Raw genomic sequence first — 16,579 nt, 5'->3', positions numbered from 1 at the left:
ATGCCGGGGCCGGTCTTCCCCTGGCGGGATGGCAACCAGTTCGAACTGCTGATCGACGGCCCCGAGTTCTTTCCGCGCATGCTGCTGGCGATCGTGCGCGCCGAGTTCCAGGTCGACCTGGAGCTGTACCTGGTCGAGGGCGGCGCCTGCGCCGAAGCGGTGGTCGAGGCCCTGGAGCAGGCGGCGCGACGCGGCGTACGGGTGCGCTGCCTGTTCGACGACTACGGCTCGCTGGCCTTCCCCACGGCCCTGCGCGAGCGTCTGCTGGCGGCGGGCGTCTACCTGCGCTGGTACAACCGCCTGCGCTGGCGCCGGGGTTTGCGCAACCTCTATCGTGATCATCGCAAGCTGCTGCTGGTGGATGAGCGGCTGGCGGTGGTCGGCGGCACCGGGGTCACCGATGAATTCTGGACGCCGGGCGAGGAGGCCAGCGAATGGCATGAGGTGATGGTGCGCATGCAGGGGCCGATCGTCACTGACTGGCAGCTGTTGTTCGATCGCCAGTGGCACGCCAACCAGCGCCGCACCGCCTGGCGTCCGCCCGAGGGCTTCGGCCTGCCGCGCCTGCCCCAGGTGCCGGCTCAGGGCCAGGGCATGGGTCGGGTGGCCTACGCCGACGCCCGCCAGCACAAGGACATCCTGCATGCGCTGGTCCGCGCCCTGAACAGCGGCCAGCGCCGTATCTGGCTGGCCACGCCTTACTTTCTACCGACCTTCAGCGTGCGCCGCTCCCTGCGCCGCGCTGCGCAGAAGGGCCTCGATGTGCGACTGCTGTTGACCGGCCCGCGCACCGATCACCCGGCGGTGCGCTATGCCGGGCACCGCTACTATCCGCGACTGCTGCGCGCCGGGGTGCGGATCTTCGAGTACCAGCCGTGCTTCCTGCACCTGAAGATGGTGCTGGTGGATGACTGGGTCAGTGTGGGGTCGTGCAATTTCGATCACTGGAACCTGCGCTTCAACCTCGAAGCCAACGTCGAGGCCCTCGACCCGCCGCTGACTGCCGCGGTGGCCGCCAGCTTCGAGCGCGACTTCGCCCAGAGCCTGGAAGTCGATCTGGCGCGCTGGCATGCGCGGCCGTTGTGGCGGCGGGTGCAGCAGCGCCTGTGGGGCTGGCTCGACCGGGTGGTGGCCAACCTGTTGGATCGCCGAAACTAGCGTCGTATATCGCCTTCTGGCAAAGCGGACTATCGTGCAGGGACTGTTCCCAGACAACCGAAGGAGTGGATGCGATGACGGCGAAGAAGATTCTCATGCTGGTGGGCGATTACGTCGAGGACTACGAGGTCATGGTGCCATTCCAGGCCCTGGCCATGGTCGGCCATACCGTCCATGCCGTGTGCCCGGAGAAGATTGCCGGGCAGACGGTGCGCACGGCGATCCACGATTTCGAGGGCGAGCAGACCTACAGCGAGAAGCCGGGACACAATTTCGCCCTGAACTACGACTTCGTCCAGGTGCGCGCCGAAAGCTACGACGCGTTGCTGATTCCCGGTGGCCGCGCCCCAGAGTACCTGCGCCTGAACGACAAGGTGCTGGAGCTGGTCAAGGCCTTCGACGAGGCTGGTAAGCCGATCGCGGCGGTGTGCCATGGGGCCCAGTTGCTGGCGGCGGCAGGTGTGCTCGAAGGGCGTGAGTGCAGCGCGTATCCCGCCTGTGCGCCCGAGGTACGGTTGGCGGGTGGGCGGTTCATCGATATCGCGGTGGACCAGGCCCACGTGGACGGTAACCTGGTGACGGCACCGGCCTGGCCTGCGCATCCGGCGTGGCTGGCGGCGTTCTTGGAAGTGCTGGGCACCCGTATCTCCTGACTGACACGCTGAACTGTAGGAGCGGCCTCGTGCCGCGAAAGGGCCGCAAAGCGGCCCCAGGATTTCAGCGTGCATGCAAAGATCGCCGGGGCCGCTTTGCGGCCCTTTCGCGGCACGAGGCCGCTCCTACAGGGATCGAGCACTTGTAGCGGTCATGGAGAAATACCTGTCGCGCAGGGGAAAGGCCGCAGGGCAGGGTGGGTGCTAGGGTGGACCTCAGTCATAGCCATCGACAGGACGACCGCCCCGCATGGAAATCCGCTTGCTCCATGGCGCCGCCATCGCGCCTTACATCGATGATCTCGCGCACCTGCGTCTGACGCTGTTTCGCGAGTTTCCCTATCTCCTGGACAGCTCCCTGAGCCACCAGGCCGATTACCTGGCCAGCTACGCCGAGTCCGGCCGCAGCCTGGTGGTGCTGGCGCTGGACGGCGACCAGGTGGTGGGCGCCGCCACCGGCCTGCCGCTGGTGGATGTCGATCCCGAGTTGCAGCAACCGTTCCTCGCCCAGGGGCGCGACCCGGCCTCGGTCTACTACTTCGGCGAGTCGGTGCTTTTGCCGGCGTACCGTGGACAGGGACTTGGCGTGCGCTTTTTCATCGAGCGCGAGTCCTATGCGCACAAGCTGGCCGAGTTCGACTGCTGCGCGTTCTGTGCGGTGGAGCGTCCCTCCGGTCACCCACGGCGCCCGGCGGATTACAAGCCATTGCAGGGTTTCTGGCGCAACCGCGGCTTTCTGCACGAGCCGTCGCTACGCACTGCCTACCGTTGGCGGGACCTCGACGAGCAGGCGCAGTCGGCGAAGATCATGTCGTTCTGGCTCAAGGCGCTGCCTGCTTGACAATCGAGGGCTGTGAAACGACAACGGCCCCATCGAGGGACAAGCCCGGCCCCCACACGTCAGCGTGGGAGCGGGCTTGCCCCGCGATGGGGCCGCCGCTGTTACAGCAGGAGGCTTACTTTACTTCAACCGCCAGGCTCTCGGCGATCTTGCCCTGCCACAGCGCGGGACCGGTGATGTGCACCGACTCGCCCTTGCTGTCCACCGCGACGGTGACCGGCATGTCCTTCACGTCGAACTCGTAGATCGCTTCCATGCCCAGCTCGGCGAAGGCCAGTACCTTCGACTTGCGGATGGCCTGGGCCACCAGGTAGGCGGCGCCGCCGACGGCCATCAGGTACACGGCCTTGTTGTCCTTGATCGCCTCGATGGCGGTCGGGCCACGCTCGGACTTGCCGATCATGCCCAGCAGGCCGGTCTGTTCGAGGATCTGGCGGGTGAACTTGTCCATGCGGGTGGCGGTGGTCGGACCGGCCGGGCCTACCACTTCGTCACCGACCGGATCGACCGGGCCGACGTAGTAGATGAAGCGGCCCTTGAGGTCGACCGGCAGCTCTTCGCCGCGGTTGAGCATCTCGACCATGCGCTTGTGCGCGGCGTCGCGACCGGTGAGCATCTTGCCGTTGAGCAGGATGGTCTCGCCCGGCTTCCAGCTGGCGACTTCTTCCGGGGTGATGTCGTCGAGGTTGACGCGACGGGCGCTCGGGCCGGCTTCCCAGACGATTTCCGGGTAGGCGTCCAGCGACGGCGCTTCCAGCTCGGCCGGGCCGGAACCGTCGAGTACGAAGTGGGCGTGACGGGTGGCGGCGCAGTTGGGGATCATGCACACCGGCAGCGACGCGGCGTGGGTCGGATAGTCCATGATCTTGACGTCGAGCACGGTGGTCAGGCCGCCCAGGCCCTGGGCGCCGATGCCCAGCTGGTTGACCTTGTCGAACAGCTCCAGGCGGATTTCCTCGAGGCGGTTCTGCGGGCCACGGGCCTTCAGCTCATGGATGTCGATGGACTCCATCAACACTTCCTTGGCCATGACCGCGGCCTTCTCGGCGGTGCCGCCGATGCCGATGCCTAGCATGCCAGGCGGGCACCAGCCGGCGCCCATGGTCGGGACGGTCTTCAGCACCCAGTCGACGATCGAGTCGGACGGGTTGAGCATGGCCATCTTCGACTTGTTCTCCGAGCCGCCGCCCTTGGCTGCGACATCCACCTCGACCTTGTTGCCAGGGACGATCGAGTAGTGGATCACGGCCGGGGTGTTGTCCTTGGTGTTCTTGCGGGCACCGGCCGGGTCGGCCAGGATCGAGGCGCGCAGGACGTTCTCGGGCAGGTTGTAGGCGCGGCGCACACCTTCGTTGATCATGTCGTCGACGCTCAGGGTGGCGCCGTCCCAGCGTACGTCCATGCCGACGCGGATGAACACGGTGACGATACCGGTGTCCTGGCAGATCGGGCGGTGGCCGGTGGCGCACATGCGCGAGTTGATCAGGATCTGGGCGATCGAGTCACGCGCGGCTGGCGACTCTTCACGCAGGTAGGCTTCGTGCATCGCCTGGATGAAGTCGACGGGGTGGTAGTACGAGATGAATTGCAGGGCGTCGGCGACGCTCTGAATCAGGTCGTCTTGCTTGATCACGGTCATGCAGCGCGCTCCTCTTAAAGACGGGAACATTCGAAAAGGCATTCCGACAATGCACACCTGTATGTCAGGAACGCCTGGCAAGGCGCCGGCTGGTCGGGCCGGCACAAAAAGGCGCGGCAGTATACCGTGCCGCGCCTTCGGAAACACCTGCACGTGGTCTGGACCAAGGTCGGCAGGGAAAGGGCATCCTTTTTGCTGATGACGTGAGCGTTGCAATGCAGTTCAATGAGATCAGCGTAATGTTGACCGGGGCTGCCTTGCAGCCCTTCGCGGGTAAACCCGCTCCCACAGGGCCATGCATTTCCCCTGTGGGAGCGGGTTTACCCGCGAAGGGCCGCAGAGCGGCCCCAATCGCTTGTACTTGGAGATGAACTGACATGCCAGAAGTTTGCGTGGGCGAGCGCCGCTGGGCGGTGCCGGCCGGCAGCAACCTGCTCGATGCGCTCAACGACGCCGGTTGCACCGTGCCCTACAGCTGCCGCGCCGGTAGCTGCCACGCCTGCCTGGTGCGCTGCCTGGAGGGTGTCCCCACCGACGCGAAACCCGAGGCATTGGCGGCGGACAAGCGTGAGCAGGGCTGGCGCCTGGCCTGCCAGTGCGCGGTCGCCAGTGACTTGCGGGTGGCGCTGTTCGACCCCCGAAACGATGGCCTGCCGGCCACGGTGATCGGCCTGGACTGGTTCGCCGATGTGCTGCGCCTGAGGCTGCAACCGGAGCGGCCATTGCGCTACCAGGCCGGGCAACACCTGGTGTTGTGGAGCGGCAGCGTTGCGCGGCCCTATTCGCTGGCGAGCCTGCCGGGCGAGGACGACTTCCTCGAGTTTCACCTGGATTGCCACCGTCCCGGAGCGTTCTGCGACCAGGCAAGGCAGCTTCGCCTGGGGGAAGTGCTGAGGCTCGGCGAACTGCGCGGCGGTGCGTTGCACTATGACCCGGACTGGCAGGCGCGGCCGCTCTGGCTGCTGGCGGCGGGCACCGGGCTGGCACCGTTGTGGGGCATCCTGCGCGAGGCGTTGCGACAGGGGCACCAGGGGGAAATTCGGGTGCTGCACGTGGCACACACCGCTGAGGGGCACTATCTGGCGCAGTCGTTACAGGCGCTGGACGGAGTGACGGTCGAATGGGTGTTGGCGGCGCAGCTGGATGAAGCGCTGGCTGGGTTGAAACTGATGTCGCGTCAGACCATGGCGCTGGTGTGCGGGTCGCCTGGGAGCGTGGAGCGCTTTGCCCGACGGCTGTTCATTGCTGGGGTGCCACGTAGTCAGATATTTGCGGACGTATTTACCGAGCATGTTTGAGGGCTGAAAAGCATCGCGGGGCAAGGTGAACTGGTCAAGTAATTTTGGACACCGGTTAAGGTTCATGCCGCTGCCTTGAGCTTTTCCTCCATGGCTACTGGCGTTTCATAGCCGTTGTAGCTGTGGAGGCGCTTGAGGTTGTAGCGCATCAGATAAGCCTGGATATCCACTCGTGCCTGCGCTTCGGTCTCGTAACCCTCTGCCGGCACCCATTCTGATTTCAATGCTCCGAAGAATCGCTCCATGGCAGCGTTATCCCAGCATTGGCCTCGATGGCTCATGCTCTGGTTCAAGTTGTACTCATCGAGCGCGGCTCTGAATTTATGGCTGGTGTACTGACAGCCCTGGTCTGAATGAAACATTACGCCCGCCGGCCTACCCCGCGATTCAGCGGCCATGCGCAGGGCGTTACAAGCTAAGTTGGCATCTGCAATCATCGAGAATGCCCAACCCACTACGCGACGGGCATAGAGGTCAATCACGGCGGCTAGGTACAGCCAGCGCCTGCCAACCTGGATATAGGTCACATCGCCACACCAAACCTCATTGATCGCCGAAACCTTGAAATTGCGCTTCAGCTGATTCTCGGCGATCAACGCTTCTGCCCCTGATGACCGATAGCGGTGCGGCCTGCGCTGTTTGCACTTCAGGCCAGCTTCACGCATTAGCGCACGCACCTTGTATCGTCCTATTTCATGGCCTTCGTGCCGCAATTCCTGCGCCAGGGTTCGCGAGCCAGAAGCACTTCGCGATGCGTTGAAGTGCTTGATTACCAGCAGGCGTAGCGCATCTCTTGCCGGGTTTTCACGTCCTTGCCGTTTGCGCCACGCATAGAAACTGCTGCGCTTAACCCCAAGCACGCGGCAGCAGTCGACAACAGGGTATTGCTCACTCAGCTCGTTGATCAGCGAGAACGATCTTTGGAGTCCCGAAGCAGGAGAGCACTGGCCTTTTTTAGGATTTCGATATCCCGATCCTTTTGCCGAACCAGCGCTTCGAGTTCTTCAATTCGTTGCTGCTCGGGTGTGATCGCTTTGGCTCCAGCAGGAACCTTACCGGCTCTCTCTTCACGCACCTGATCAACCCAGCGGCGAAGCGCGGTAGGGCCCAGCCCAAGGGCTGCACAGACCTCAGGAACTGACTGCCCACCATCCAGCACCATTTCGGCAGCTTGGACTTTGTATTCTCTTGAATAAGATTTACGCACTGATTTTGCCTCCAATTGGGCGCCATCATAGCGCCCGATGAAGGTGTCCAAAATCATTAGGCCAGTTCAAGCCCGCTCCCACAAGTGCCGAGGGGATCGGCGTGGGAGCGGGCTTGCCCCGCGATAGGGACTGCCGAGGGATCAACCAACCAGCGGATCACCCACGTGCAGGATCTTCATGCCATTGGTGCCACCGATGGTGTGGTAGCTGTCGCCCTTGGTCAGGATCACCCAGTCACCTTGTTCGACCAGGCCGCGCTTGAGCAGCTCGTCGACCGCCGCCTGGCTCACCTTGTCGGCCGGCAGCGAGGCCGGGTCGAAGGCAATCGGGTAGACGCCGCGGAACATGTTGGCACGGGCCTGGGTGGCGCGGTGCGGCGACAGGGCGAAGATCGGCACGTGCGAACGCAGGCGCGACATGATCAGCGGGGTGTAGCCACTTTCGGTGAGGGCAATGATCGCCTTGACGCCGGGGAAGTGGTTGGCGGTGTACATCGCCGCCAGGGCGATGGACTCGTCGCAGCGCTCGAAGGTGGTGTGCAGGCGGTGGCTGGACTTCTGGCTGGTCGGGTGCTTCTCGGCGCCCGAGCAGATACGGGCCATGGCCTGTACGGCTTCGATCGGGTAGGCACCGGCGGCGCTTTCGGCCGACAGCATCACCGCGTCGGTGTTGTCGAGCACGGCGTTGGCCACGTCGGACACTTCGGCGCGGGTCGGCATCGGGTTCTGGATCATCGACTCCATCATCTGGGTCGCCACGATCACTGCCTTGTTGTTGCGGCGGGCGTGCTGGATGATCTTCTTCTGGATGGCGATCAGCTCGGCGTCGCCGATTTCCACGCCCAGGTCGCCACGGGCAACCATGACGGCGTCGGAAGCGAGGATCAGCTGGTCGAGGGTCTCGTCATCGGCCACGGCTTCGGCGCGTTCGATCTTGGCCACCAGCCAGGCGCTGCCGCCGGCTTCGTCACGCAGCTTGCGCGCGTATTCCATGTCGCTGGCGTCACGCGGGAACGATACGGCCAGGTAGTCTAGGTCCATTTCCGCGGCCAGCTTGATGTCGGCCTTGTCTTTTTCGGTCAGGGCCGGCGCGGTCAGGCCGCCACCTTTGCGGTTGATGCCTTTGTGGTCGGACAGCGGGCCACCGATGATCACCACGCAGTGCAGGGCATCGGCGGTGGCGGTTTCGACGCGCATGACCACACGGCCGTCGTCGAGCAGCAGTTCGTCACCGACGCCGCAGTCCTTGACCAGGTCGGGGTAGTCGATGCCGACGATGTCCTGGTTGCCTTCGGTCAGTGGGTGGGCGGTGGAGAAGGTGAACTTGTCACCGACTTTCAGTTCGATGCGCTTGTTGGCGAACTTGGCGATGCGGATCTTCGGACCCTGCAAGTCGCCCAGCAGCGCGACATGGCGGCCGTTCTTGGCGGCGATGTCACGGATCAGGCGGGCGCGGGCCTTGTGCTCGTCCGGGGTGCCGTGGGAGAAGTTCAGGCGTGCCACGTCCAGGCCGGCGAGGATCAGCTGTTCGATCACTTCCGGCGAATTGCTGGCGGGGCCAAGGGTGGCGACGATTTTGGTACGGCGGATGGTCATGCACAGACTCCTATAGTGAAGCGCAGCGAAAGGCTACTCCTCAATTGCGCTGTAGTCATTGTTCCGTTGCACTACCCGCACACGAAGCAGGGTTGCGTTTGAACGGTACGGGTATGCTTGCAAATGGCGGTGAAGATTTGCCGTGAAAGGCCGATACACTGCCCATCAAAGGAGAATTTCCATGCGCACCCTGATCGTTTTGACCATGGCGGCCAGTGTCGTCGGCTGCACCCGCTGGTCCATGGACCACCACTTGAACAATGCCTATCGCGCCTACGACCGTGGCGATTGCGCGAAAGTCATGCTGGAGCTGTCGCAGGTCGACCGCACCAGCCGCGCCCGACCGTTCATCCACCCGGAGGTGTCGCTGCTGCGTGGCCAGTGCCTGGAGCGGCAGAAGCTCTTCGTCGACGCGGCGCAGACCTACCAGTACCTGATCCAGCAGTACCCGCGCAACGAGTACGCCTACCGCGCCCAGGCCCGCCTGCAGACGCTGGAAAAGCTCGGGCACCTGCGCGGCAGCGAGGCGACGGTGGCGAGTCCCGTGAACACTACACCTTGGCGTTAATCCCAATGTGTCGATGATTTCATGTAGTCCGTCCGTCGGACTGGGCTAATCTGTTAGAGAGTCGTAACGTTCATCGCCAGTACCTTGTCTTCCTGGCCCCAGGTACAGGATTTCACTGCGATCATGTTTATCGAGCGACACATACAACGTCATCAGCTGCCTTGCGTGCTCAAGGTGTTCAACCGCTGCACCGACCAGCAGATCGGCTATCTGGGCAACGCCTCGGAAGACGGCCTGATGCTGATCAGCCAGTTGCCGGTGCTGGTGGGGCCGGATTTCGAGCTGCAGCTACGGGTGCCCCTCGCCGGTGGCGGCCTGCAGTTCATCAACCTGACCGCCAGTTGCCTGTGGTGCCGCGAGGATGAGACGCCGGGGCATTTCGATGCCGGCTTCATGCTGCTGCAGGCACCGCAGGAATACGATGAATTCGTTCGCTCCCTTCGCGATTTCTTCAGCTTCAGGCCCATGAACGCCTCCGCCTGAGGCTGGCCCCGCCCTCGTACATGCCGCTAGACTCTGGTCGACCTTGATACAGGAAGACCCCGTGAGCTCCAGCATTTTCTGGCACGACTACGAAACCACCGGCATCAATCCGCGTAGCGACCGCCCGCTGCAGGTGGCCGGCGTGCGCACCGACCTCGACCTCAACGAGATCGAGGCGCCGATCAGCCTCTACTGCCGCCCCTCTGACGATATCTTGCCGCATCCGGCGGCCTGCCTGGTGACTGGCATCACCCCTCGGCAACTGGCCGACCAGGGCCTGTGCGAAGCCGAGTTCATGACCCGGGTGCACGATCAACTGGCTCGCCCCGGCACCTGCGCTGCAGGCTACAACACCTTGCGGTTCGACGATGAGGTCACCCGCTACAGCCTCTACCGCAACTTCTTCGACCCCTACGCCCGGGAATGGCAGGGCGGAAACAGCCGCTGGGACCTGATTGACGTGGTCCGCACCGCCTATGCGCTGCGCCCCGAGGGGATCGTCTGGCCACAGCAGGACGGGCGTACCAGCCTGCGCCTGGAACTGCTGAGCAAGGCCAATGGCATCGACCACGGCCATGCCCACGAGGCGCTTTCCGACGTGCGGGCGACCGTTGCCCTGGCCCGCTTGATCCGCGAGAAACAGCCGCGGTTGTATGACTGGTTGTTCCAGTTGCGCAGCAAACACAAGGTCATGGAACAGGTTCGGCTGTTGCAACCGCTGGTTCATGTATCCGGGCGTTTCTCGGCTCAGCGCAACTATATCGGCGTGGTACTGCCTTTGGCCTGGCATCCGCGCAACCGCAACGCGCTGATTGTCTGCGACTTGCAACAAGATGCTTCGCCGCTGCTCCATGAAAGTGCAGAGGCATTGCGCCAGCGCCTGTATACGCGGCACGAAGACATGGCCCAGGGCGAACTACCGGTACCGCTGAAGTTGGTGCATATCAATCGCTGCCCGGTATTGGCGCCACTGTCGGTATTGCGCCCGGCCGACCAACAGCGCCTGGGGCTCGAGTTGTCGGCATTGCAGGTACAGGCGGAGCAGTTGGCCAACCAGCAGGCCGTTTGGGGAGACAAGCTGGACATCATTTATCAGGAAGAAGGCTTTGCCCCCAGCGAAGACCCGGAGCAACAGTTGTATGACGGTTTTCTTGGCGATCGCGACAAGCGCCTGAGCGAACAAGTACGGCGTGTGGATCCGGCGCAATTGGCGCATGGACAATGGATGTTCGATGATCCGCGGCTGCCTGAACTGCTGTTCCGCTATCGCGCGCGAAACTTTTCCGACACCCTTGATGAACAAGACCGCGCACGTTGGCATGCGTTCTGTCAGCAGCGTCTTACAGATCCTACTTACGGTGCGCCTAATACCGTGGCGGACTTCGAGCAGGCATGCCAGAGCAGTTGGGCCGATGCCAGCGAAGCGGGACGGCAGGTGCTGGAGGCCTGGCAAGCCCATGTCCGGCAACTGAAAGTGCAGTACCAGCTTTGAAATGTGCAGATAAACAAAAAACGCCGGCAAGTGCCGGCGTTTTTCATGTTGAAACCAATGCGCCTGATAAGCGAATCAGTCCAGCAGGGTTGCCCAGCTTTCAACGACGTCGCCGCCCCACTTGGCTTTCCACTCTTTCAGGGTCTTGTGGTTGCCACCTTTGGTTTCAATAACCTCGCCGTTGTGCGGGTTCTTGTATTGCTTGACCTTGCGTGCACGCTTGGTGCCGGTGGTCTTGACTGCGCCGCGCGGGGCTTTGCTCAGCTTGCTTTCCGGATCGAGCAGGGCGATCACGTCACGCAGCGACTTGCCGTTTTCGGCCATCAGCTCGCGCAGTTTCTTTTCGAACTCCAGTTCTTTTTGCAGCTTGCCGTCTTGCGACAGGTTGGCCAGGCGGGCTTGAAGTTCCTTGATGGCTTCTTCGGTGGCGCGGTATTCGTTGATCAGGGACATGATGTGTTCCTTAATGCATGTTCAGAGAGAGACAGTGGGGGCAATAATAGACAGGCGAAACTCTCAAGTAAACAAATTAATATTGATCACGCATTTAATAGTAGGCACTGACTGCGCAGTCATTAGGTTAAGAAAAATTTACAATTTGTCTGGGGCGCTGGCTATTTCCCCTTGGGAAGAAGGGAATAGGGCTGTACGACTGGGTCCTTGAGCCAGGTGGCGCGGGGGTGTAGATGCTTACTGCGTTTTTCCCGGCAGGTCGCTAGAATATGCGCCTTTGCGAAGTTCTGGAGTCTCCCTCATGCGCACCTATCGACTGGTGATTGCCTGCCCCGACCGCGTCGGTATCGTGGCAAAAGTCAGTAATTTCCTGGCCCTCTACAATGGCTGGATCAACGAAGCCAGCCACCACTCCGACGAGCAGAGCGGTTGGTTCTTCATGCGCCATGAGATCCGCGCCGAGTCCCTGCCGTTCGGTATCGAGGCTTTCCGCGAGGCGTTCGCCCCGATCGCCGAAGAGTTCTCCATGACCTGGCGGATCACCGACTCGGCGCAGAAGAAGCGCGTGGTGCTGATGGCCAGCCGTGAGTCGCACTGCCTGGCCGACTTGCTGCACCGCTGGCACACCGACGAGCTGGACTGCGAGATTCCCTGCGTGATCTCCAACCACAATGACCTGCGCAGCATGGTCGAGTGGCACGGCATTCCGTTCCACCATGTGCCGGTCGATCCGAAGGACAAGCAGCCGGCATTCGCCGAGGTCTCGCGCCTGGTCGCCGAGTACGGCGCCGACGCCGTGGTGCTGGCGCGCTACATGCAGATCCTGCCGCCGCAGCTGTGCCAGGCATACGCTGAAAAAGTCATCAATATCCACCACAGCTTCCTGCCGTCGTTCGTGGGGGCCAAGCCGTACCACCAGGCGGCGCTGCGCGGCGTGAAGCTGATCGGCGCGACCTGCCACTACGTGACCGAGGAGCTGGACGCCGGCCCGATCATCGAGCAGGACGTGGTGCGTGTCAGCCACGCCGACAGCATCGAGGACATGGTGCGCTTCGGCCGTGACGTGGAGAAGATGGTCCTGGCCCGTGGCCTGCGCTACCACCTGGAAGACCGCGTGCTGGTGCACGGCAACAAGACCGTGGTGTTCAACTGAGTCGAGGGCCCTGGCATGGCAGACCCACGTGACAAGGCCGGCGCCTCGGCGCCACCCACCTTGGGCGAAGGCTGCCTGGCTCGCTTCGACCCCGAGGCGTTGAGCGATGAGGACGGCACCGAGTTTCCCGGTGCCGCCGAGCTTTGGGGGCGCCTCAACCCGTCTGGCGACGACGCTCCAGTCGCGGATGTGCCAGCAGGTACAGGAGCACCGGCCCACCCGCCAGCAGATAGAAGTAATAGGTAACCGCGCGCCAGATCAGGATCGCCGCGGCCGCCGTCGAACTGCCCACCAGTGGTGACAGCAAGGTCGCCGAGGTCAGCTCCGCCGCGCCGGCACCGCCCGGCAACAGGCTGAACTGCCCGGCACTGAGCGAGAGCATCTGCACCAGGAAACTGGCAATCCACCCCAGGTCCACCCCCAACCCCCGCAATGCCAGATATAGCACGCTGTAGCGCAGGCACCAGTGTGCGCAGGTGAGGATGAACACCAGCGCCAGCGTACGCCGGGGCATGCGCCAGGTATCGGCCAGGGCATGGACAAAGCGCAGCAGCTTACGTGCCCAGCGTCGTCGGCGTGCTGGCGCCATGCCCAGGCGATGCAACAACCGGCCGTTGCCACGCATCACCCGGCGTCGATAGCGAAGCAGCAGGAAGATCCCCGCAAGTGTGGCACACAGCAGCAGGGCGCTGCCCAGCAGCATCTGCGCCTGGCTGTGGCCAAGGTGGTGGAACAGGGCGTAGGCGGCAATCGACAGCATCGCGCAGAAGAAGAACAGCAGGTCATTCAACTGGTCCATGGCGAACACCGCGCCACTGCGCGATGGCGCGATGCGCTCGCGGGCCAGCAGTGTCATCAGGGTCAACGGGCCACCGCTGCCGCCGGGCGTGGTGCAGATGGCAAACTCGGTAGCCATCACCACGCCCAGGCTGTGCATCCGTCCCACCCGTGCGCCCTGGTCACCCAGCAGCAGGCGCAGACGGGCGGCATTGAGAATCCAGCACAGCAGGATCATGGCCAGCAACAGCAGCAGCAACCCGGGTTCGAAGGCGCGCAGGCGCGGGAGCAGGTCGCTGCCGCCGAACAGGGCGGGTACCAGCCCCGCCAGCAGCAGTGCCAGGGCCAGCCAGCCCAGGCGCTTCATGGGGCGGCCTGGCGCGCCAGCCAGGCCGACTTGGTCAGTGGCTCACGGCCTTGGGCCAGCAACTGGTGCAGGGTGTCGAGCCAGTAATTGCGTGCGCTGGCGTGGCGCATGTCGACCGGGTGCAGGCCCAGGCGCAGGGTGTCGGCTTCGCGCCAGCGGCGGCATTGCCAGTCGCTGACCACCCTCGACAGGCCGCGGCGCCAGGCGCTGCGGGCGCTCCACACCAGTCCTGGGGCATCGAAGGCGGTGAAGTCCGGCAGCCGGTACAAGTGACGTGGAGAGCTGGTATAGCGCAGTGGCAACTGTCGCAAAGCCTGGCGGGTGCCTTCGCTCATCAGCCAGGCGGGGGCGACGAAGCCTGCCACCGGCCAGCCCTGTCGTTTGAACACTGCCAGCCCGGCTTGCAGGCGCAGCAGGGCGTCTGCCTGGTCCAGCCCATGGAACTCGCCCTCGTGGGTATAGATCCGGCGCATGAAATATTCGCCCGGTCCGCGCGGTGGCGGGCCATCGTCGGCGTGGTAGTAGCCATGCAGGGCCAGCTCGTCGCCCTGGGCCAGGCGCCGCTCGAGCAGGCGGCAGAAGGTGGGTGAACGGGTCAGCGGGTTGCGATGGTGGAAGTCCGGTACCACCAGCCAAGTCATCGGCACGCCACCGAGTTCGTCGATGGCCTGGACGAAGGGCTGGTAGTCCGGCCAGGTTTCGGGCGAGATATCGTGCAGCACCAGCATCAGGCTGCGCGTGTCGGCTCGGCCCTCAGCCATGGGCGCGCACCGGCAGCGGGTGGCCGAGCACTGCCTGGTAATGCTGGAGCAGACCGTTGACGACGCTGTCCCAGCTGTAGTGGCGCTCCACGTGTTGACGGGCGTGGCGGCCGAGCTCGCGCACACCGTTGTCGAAGACCTCGCGCACGGCTTCGGCCATGGCCTGGCCATTGTTGGGCGGACACAGGCGGCCGCAGCGTTCGTCGACGATTTCGCTGAATGCGCCGGCGCGCACGGCCACCACGGGCGTGGCGCTGGCCATGGCTTCGAGGATCACCAGGCCGAAGGTTTCCTGGTCGCCGGCGTGCACCAGCAGGTCGGCACTGGCCAGCAGCCGGGCGACCTCCTGGGGCGGGCGGAAGTGGTCGATCACGCTGACGTTGTCCGGCACGCTGGCCGGCATGTTCGAGCCCACCAGCAGCAGGTGGTAGGGCTGGCCGAGTGCGTGCATGCAATCGAGCAGCACCGGCAGGTTCTTTTCCCGTGAGCCGCGGCCGGCGAACACCAGCAGGCGGCTGGTATCGGCGATGCCCAGCTCGGCGCGCAGGCCGGGGTCGTACCTTTCTGGGTTGAACAGCGCCAGGTCCACGCCCAGGCGCTGCACGTGCACGTTCTCCACGCCCAGCCGGCGCAGCTTGTCGGCCATCACCTGGCTGGGTGCCAGGACCCGGTCGAAATGCCCGTATAGCTTGCTGACATAGGCCTCGACATTGGGGGTGAACCAGTTGCCCATGCGATTGCTCACCAGCAAGGGCAGGTCGGAGTGATAGAAGCCTATTACCGGGACATCGAGCTTGCGCCGCGCTTCAAGGGCCGCCCAGGCGGTGAGGTAGGGGTCGCCGACCTCGATCAGGTCGGGCTGCAGGCGGCGCAGTTCCTTGCACCAGGGCGCCAGGCGCACCGGGAAGCGGTAGCCGTTGCCGAAGGGCAGGGGCGGGGCAGGCACGTGGTAGACACCGTCGACTTGGCTGGCATTGGCACCGGGAATCAACAGGCTGTGGCGAACGCCGGGCATGGCGTCGAGGCGGCGGTGTTTGGCATCAAGATAGGTCCGCACGCCGCCGCTGGCCGGGGCGTAGAACATGGTGATGTCGGCGATGTGCACGATCAGCATCCCTCCGGGATCGTCCTCGGGTGTGTCATTCGGCGGTAATGATCCGGCGATGACGCGCCTGAGGGTTGACCTACCTGAAGGATAGTTTGTTCGATCGCCGAGGGTGGAGTACGGGTGAATGGCGTTGCGCCCTTCGCTGGCAAGCCCGCTCCCACAGGGCCGGCAGAGATCCTGTGGGAGCGGGCTTGCCCGCGAATCAGGCGACGCGTTTGCTCAGGTCAGATGCGGAAGCTGCCGACCAGTTGCTTGAGGCGGCCGGCCTGCTGTTCGAGGTCCGAGCAGGCGCGCAGGGTGGCCTGCAGGTTCTCGACGCCTTCCTGGTTGAGCATGTTGATCTCGTTGATGTCCATGTTGATCGAGTCGACCACGGCGGTCTGCTCTTCGGTGGCGGTGGCCACCGACTGGTTCATGCCGTCGATCTCGCCGATGCGCTGGGTGACGCTGCCCAGGCGTTCGCCGGCCTGGTTGGCGATGTCCATGCTGTCCTGGCTGTGGCGCTGGCTCTGGCCCATGGTGTCGACCGACTCGCGGGCGCCGACCTGCAGCTCCTCGATCATCTTCTGTACCTGCTGCGCCGACTCTTGGGTGCGGTGCGCCAGGTTGCGCACCTCGTCGGCGACCACGGCGAAGCCACGCCCGGCCTCACCGGCGCGGGCGGCCTCGATGGCGGCGTTGAGGGCAAGCAGGTTGGTCTGCTGGGAAATGCTGGTGATCACCTCGAGGATCTGGCCGATGTTGACGGTCTTGTTGTTCAGCGTCTCGATATGCTCGCTGGAGGTGACGATCAGGTCCGACAGGCGGTTCATCGCATCGATGTTGCGCTGCACCACCTGCTGGCCTTCCTCGGCCAGCAGCCGCGCCGAGCTGGCATGCTGCGAGGCCTGGGCGGCGTTGCCGGCAATCTCCTGGGCAGCGGCGCCGAGCTGGTTGATTGCGGCGGCGACACTGTTGGTGCGGTTGGACTGCTCGTCGGAGTTGCTCATCGACGAGTTCGAGGCGCTGATCACCCGCAGTGCCAC

Annotated in this window: 17 protein-coding genes; 8 read left to right on the top strand and 9 right to left on the bottom strand. The window is 64.0% G+C overall.

Annotated elements, in window-relative coordinates:
• The 3 genes from ACZ899_RS14050 to ACZ899_RS14040 all read left to right on the top strand — a co-directional run bounded on the left by ACZ899_RS14050 (position 1) and on the right by ACZ899_RS14040 (position 2,652).
• Complete coding sequence (locus ACZ899_RS14050) at positions 1 to 1,158, top strand: phospholipase D-like domain-containing protein (protein ID WP_203647871.1); 1,158 nt, start codon at positions 1 to 3, stop codon at positions 1,156 to 1,158.
• Positions 1,159 to 1,232: 74 nt separating this feature from the next.
• On the top strand, positions 1,233 to 1,811 hold the full coding sequence (locus ACZ899_RS14045) for a DJ-1/PfpI family protein (RefSeq protein ID WP_234562677.1): 579 nt from the start codon (positions 1,233 to 1,235) through the stop codon (positions 1,809 to 1,811).
• A gap of 250 nt (positions 1,812 to 2,061) precedes the next feature.
• On the top strand, positions 2,062 to 2,652 hold the full coding sequence (locus ACZ899_RS14040; RefSeq protein ID WP_203647869.1) for a GNAT family acetyltransferase: 591 nt from the start codon (positions 2,062 to 2,064) through the stop codon (positions 2,650 to 2,652).
• Between the two features lie 115 nt (positions 2,653 to 2,767).
• Here ACZ899_RS14040 and ACZ899_RS14035 read toward each other — a convergent pair whose 3' ends face one another.
• Entirely contained in the window at positions 2,768 to 4,291 is a 1,524-nt protein-coding gene (locus ACZ899_RS14035; protein WP_234562676.1) for a fumarate hydratase, read from the bottom strand.
• 377 nt (positions 4,292 to 4,668) lie between these two features.
• Here ACZ899_RS14035 and ACZ899_RS14030 point away from each other — a divergent pair, with 377 nt between their 5' ends.
• The gene (locus tag ACZ899_RS14030; RefSeq protein ID WP_234562675.1) at positions 4,669 to 5,589 is read left to right on the top strand and encodes an iron-sulfur-binding ferredoxin reductase; all 921 of its coding nucleotides are present in this window, start codon (positions 4,669 to 4,671) and stop codon (positions 5,587 to 5,589) included.
• 62 nt (positions 5,590 to 5,651) lie between these two features.
• On the opposite strand, the gene ACZ899_RS14025 is transcribed toward ACZ899_RS14030, so the two are convergent.
• The 3 genes from ACZ899_RS14025 to pyk all read right to left on the bottom strand — a co-directional run bounded on the left by ACZ899_RS14025 (position 5,652) and on the right by pyk (position 8,392).
• Positions 5,652 to 6,485: an IS3 family transposase gene (locus tag ACZ899_RS14025; RefSeq protein WP_232857812.1), complete on the bottom strand. Its 834-nt coding sequence runs from the start codon at positions 6,483 to 6,485 to the stop codon at positions 5,652 to 5,654.
• Positions 6,486 to 6,493: 8 nt separating this feature from the next.
• On the bottom strand, positions 6,494 to 6,853 hold the full coding sequence (locus ACZ899_RS14020) for a transposase (RefSeq protein WP_075043813.1): 360 nt from the start codon (positions 6,851 to 6,853) through the stop codon (positions 6,494 to 6,496).
• Between the two features lie 84 nt (positions 6,854 to 6,937).
• On the bottom strand, positions 6,938 to 8,392 hold the full coding sequence (gene pyk / locus ACZ899_RS14015; RefSeq protein WP_050703896.1) for a pyruvate kinase: 1,455 nt from the start codon (positions 8,390 to 8,392) through the stop codon (positions 6,938 to 6,940).
• A gap of 181 nt (positions 8,393 to 8,573) precedes the next feature.
• On the opposite strand from pyk, the gene ACZ899_RS14010 reads away from it, so the two are divergent.
• The 3 genes from ACZ899_RS14010 (at position 8,574) to sbcB (ending at position 10,935) form a co-directional block, all read left to right on the top strand.
• Positions 8,574 to 8,960 carry a tetratricopeptide repeat protein gene (locus ACZ899_RS14010; RefSeq protein ID WP_050703897.1) on the top strand — a complete coding sequence of 129 codons (387 nt, stop codon included), beginning with the start codon at positions 8,574 to 8,576 and terminating at the stop codon, positions 8,958 to 8,960.
• A gap of 123 nt (positions 8,961 to 9,083) precedes the next feature.
• Complete coding sequence (locus tag ACZ899_RS14005) at positions 9,084 to 9,443, top strand: PilZ domain-containing protein (protein ID WP_023631126.1); 360 nt, start codon at positions 9,084 to 9,086, stop codon at positions 9,441 to 9,443.
• A gap of 61 nt (positions 9,444 to 9,504) precedes the next feature.
• Positions 9,505 to 10,935: an exodeoxyribonuclease I gene (gene sbcB / locus ACZ899_RS14000; protein WP_234560695.1), complete on the top strand. Its 1,431-nt coding sequence runs from the start codon at positions 9,505 to 9,507 to the stop codon at positions 10,933 to 10,935.
• Positions 10,936 to 11,010: 75 nt separating this feature from the next.
• On the opposite strand, the gene mvaT is transcribed toward sbcB, so the two are convergent.
• Complete coding sequence (mvaT, locus tag ACZ899_RS13995) at positions 11,011 to 11,388, bottom strand: histone-like nucleoid-structuring protein MvaT (protein WP_028690229.1); 378 nt, start codon at positions 11,386 to 11,388, stop codon at positions 11,011 to 11,013.
• Between the two features lie 301 nt (positions 11,389 to 11,689).
• Here mvaT and purU point away from each other — a divergent pair, with 301 nt between their 5' ends.
• Complete coding sequence (gene purU, locus ACZ899_RS13990; protein WP_186713139.1) at positions 11,690 to 12,541, top strand: formyltetrahydrofolate deformylase; 852 nt, start codon at positions 11,690 to 11,692, stop codon at positions 12,539 to 12,541.
• A gap of 154 nt (positions 12,542 to 12,695) precedes the next feature.
• Here the strand turns inward: purU and gpgF are convergent, their stop codons facing one another.
• From gpgF to ACZ899_RS13970, 4 genes are all read right to left on the bottom strand, one after another.
• On the bottom strand, positions 12,696 to 13,685 hold the full coding sequence (gene gpgF / locus ACZ899_RS13985) for a glucosaminyl phosphatidylglycerol flippase (RefSeq protein WP_203647864.1): 990 nt from the start codon (positions 13,683 to 13,685) through the stop codon (positions 12,696 to 12,698).
• Entirely contained in the window at positions 13,682 to 14,446 is a 765-nt protein-coding gene (gene gpgD, locus ACZ899_RS13980) for an N-acetylglucosaminyl phosphatidylglycerol deacetylase (RefSeq protein WP_234560694.1), read from the bottom strand. The genes gpgF and gpgD overlap by 4 nt, the downstream gene beginning before the upstream one ends.
• The gene (gene gpgS, locus ACZ899_RS13975; RefSeq protein WP_232854643.1) at positions 14,439 to 15,560 is read right to left on the bottom strand and encodes an N-acetylglucosaminyl phosphatidylglycerol synthase; all 1,122 of its coding nucleotides are present in this window, start codon (positions 15,558 to 15,560) and stop codon (positions 14,439 to 14,441) included. Before gpgS ends, gpgD begins: the two co-directional genes overlap by 8 nt.
• Before the next feature lie 218 nt (positions 15,561 to 15,778).
• Complete coding sequence (locus tag ACZ899_RS13970) at positions 15,779 to 16,543, bottom strand: methyl-accepting chemotaxis protein (protein WP_373694313.1); 765 nt, start codon at positions 16,541 to 16,543, stop codon at positions 15,779 to 15,781.
• Positions 16,544 to 16,579: the final 36 nt, after the last annotated feature.

It is taken from the genome of Pseudomonas sp. TE31087 (genome assembly GCF_057284075.1).
The sequence above is the reverse complement of the archived record's forward strand: the minus strand, read 5'-3'. Positions and strand labels throughout refer to the sequence as shown.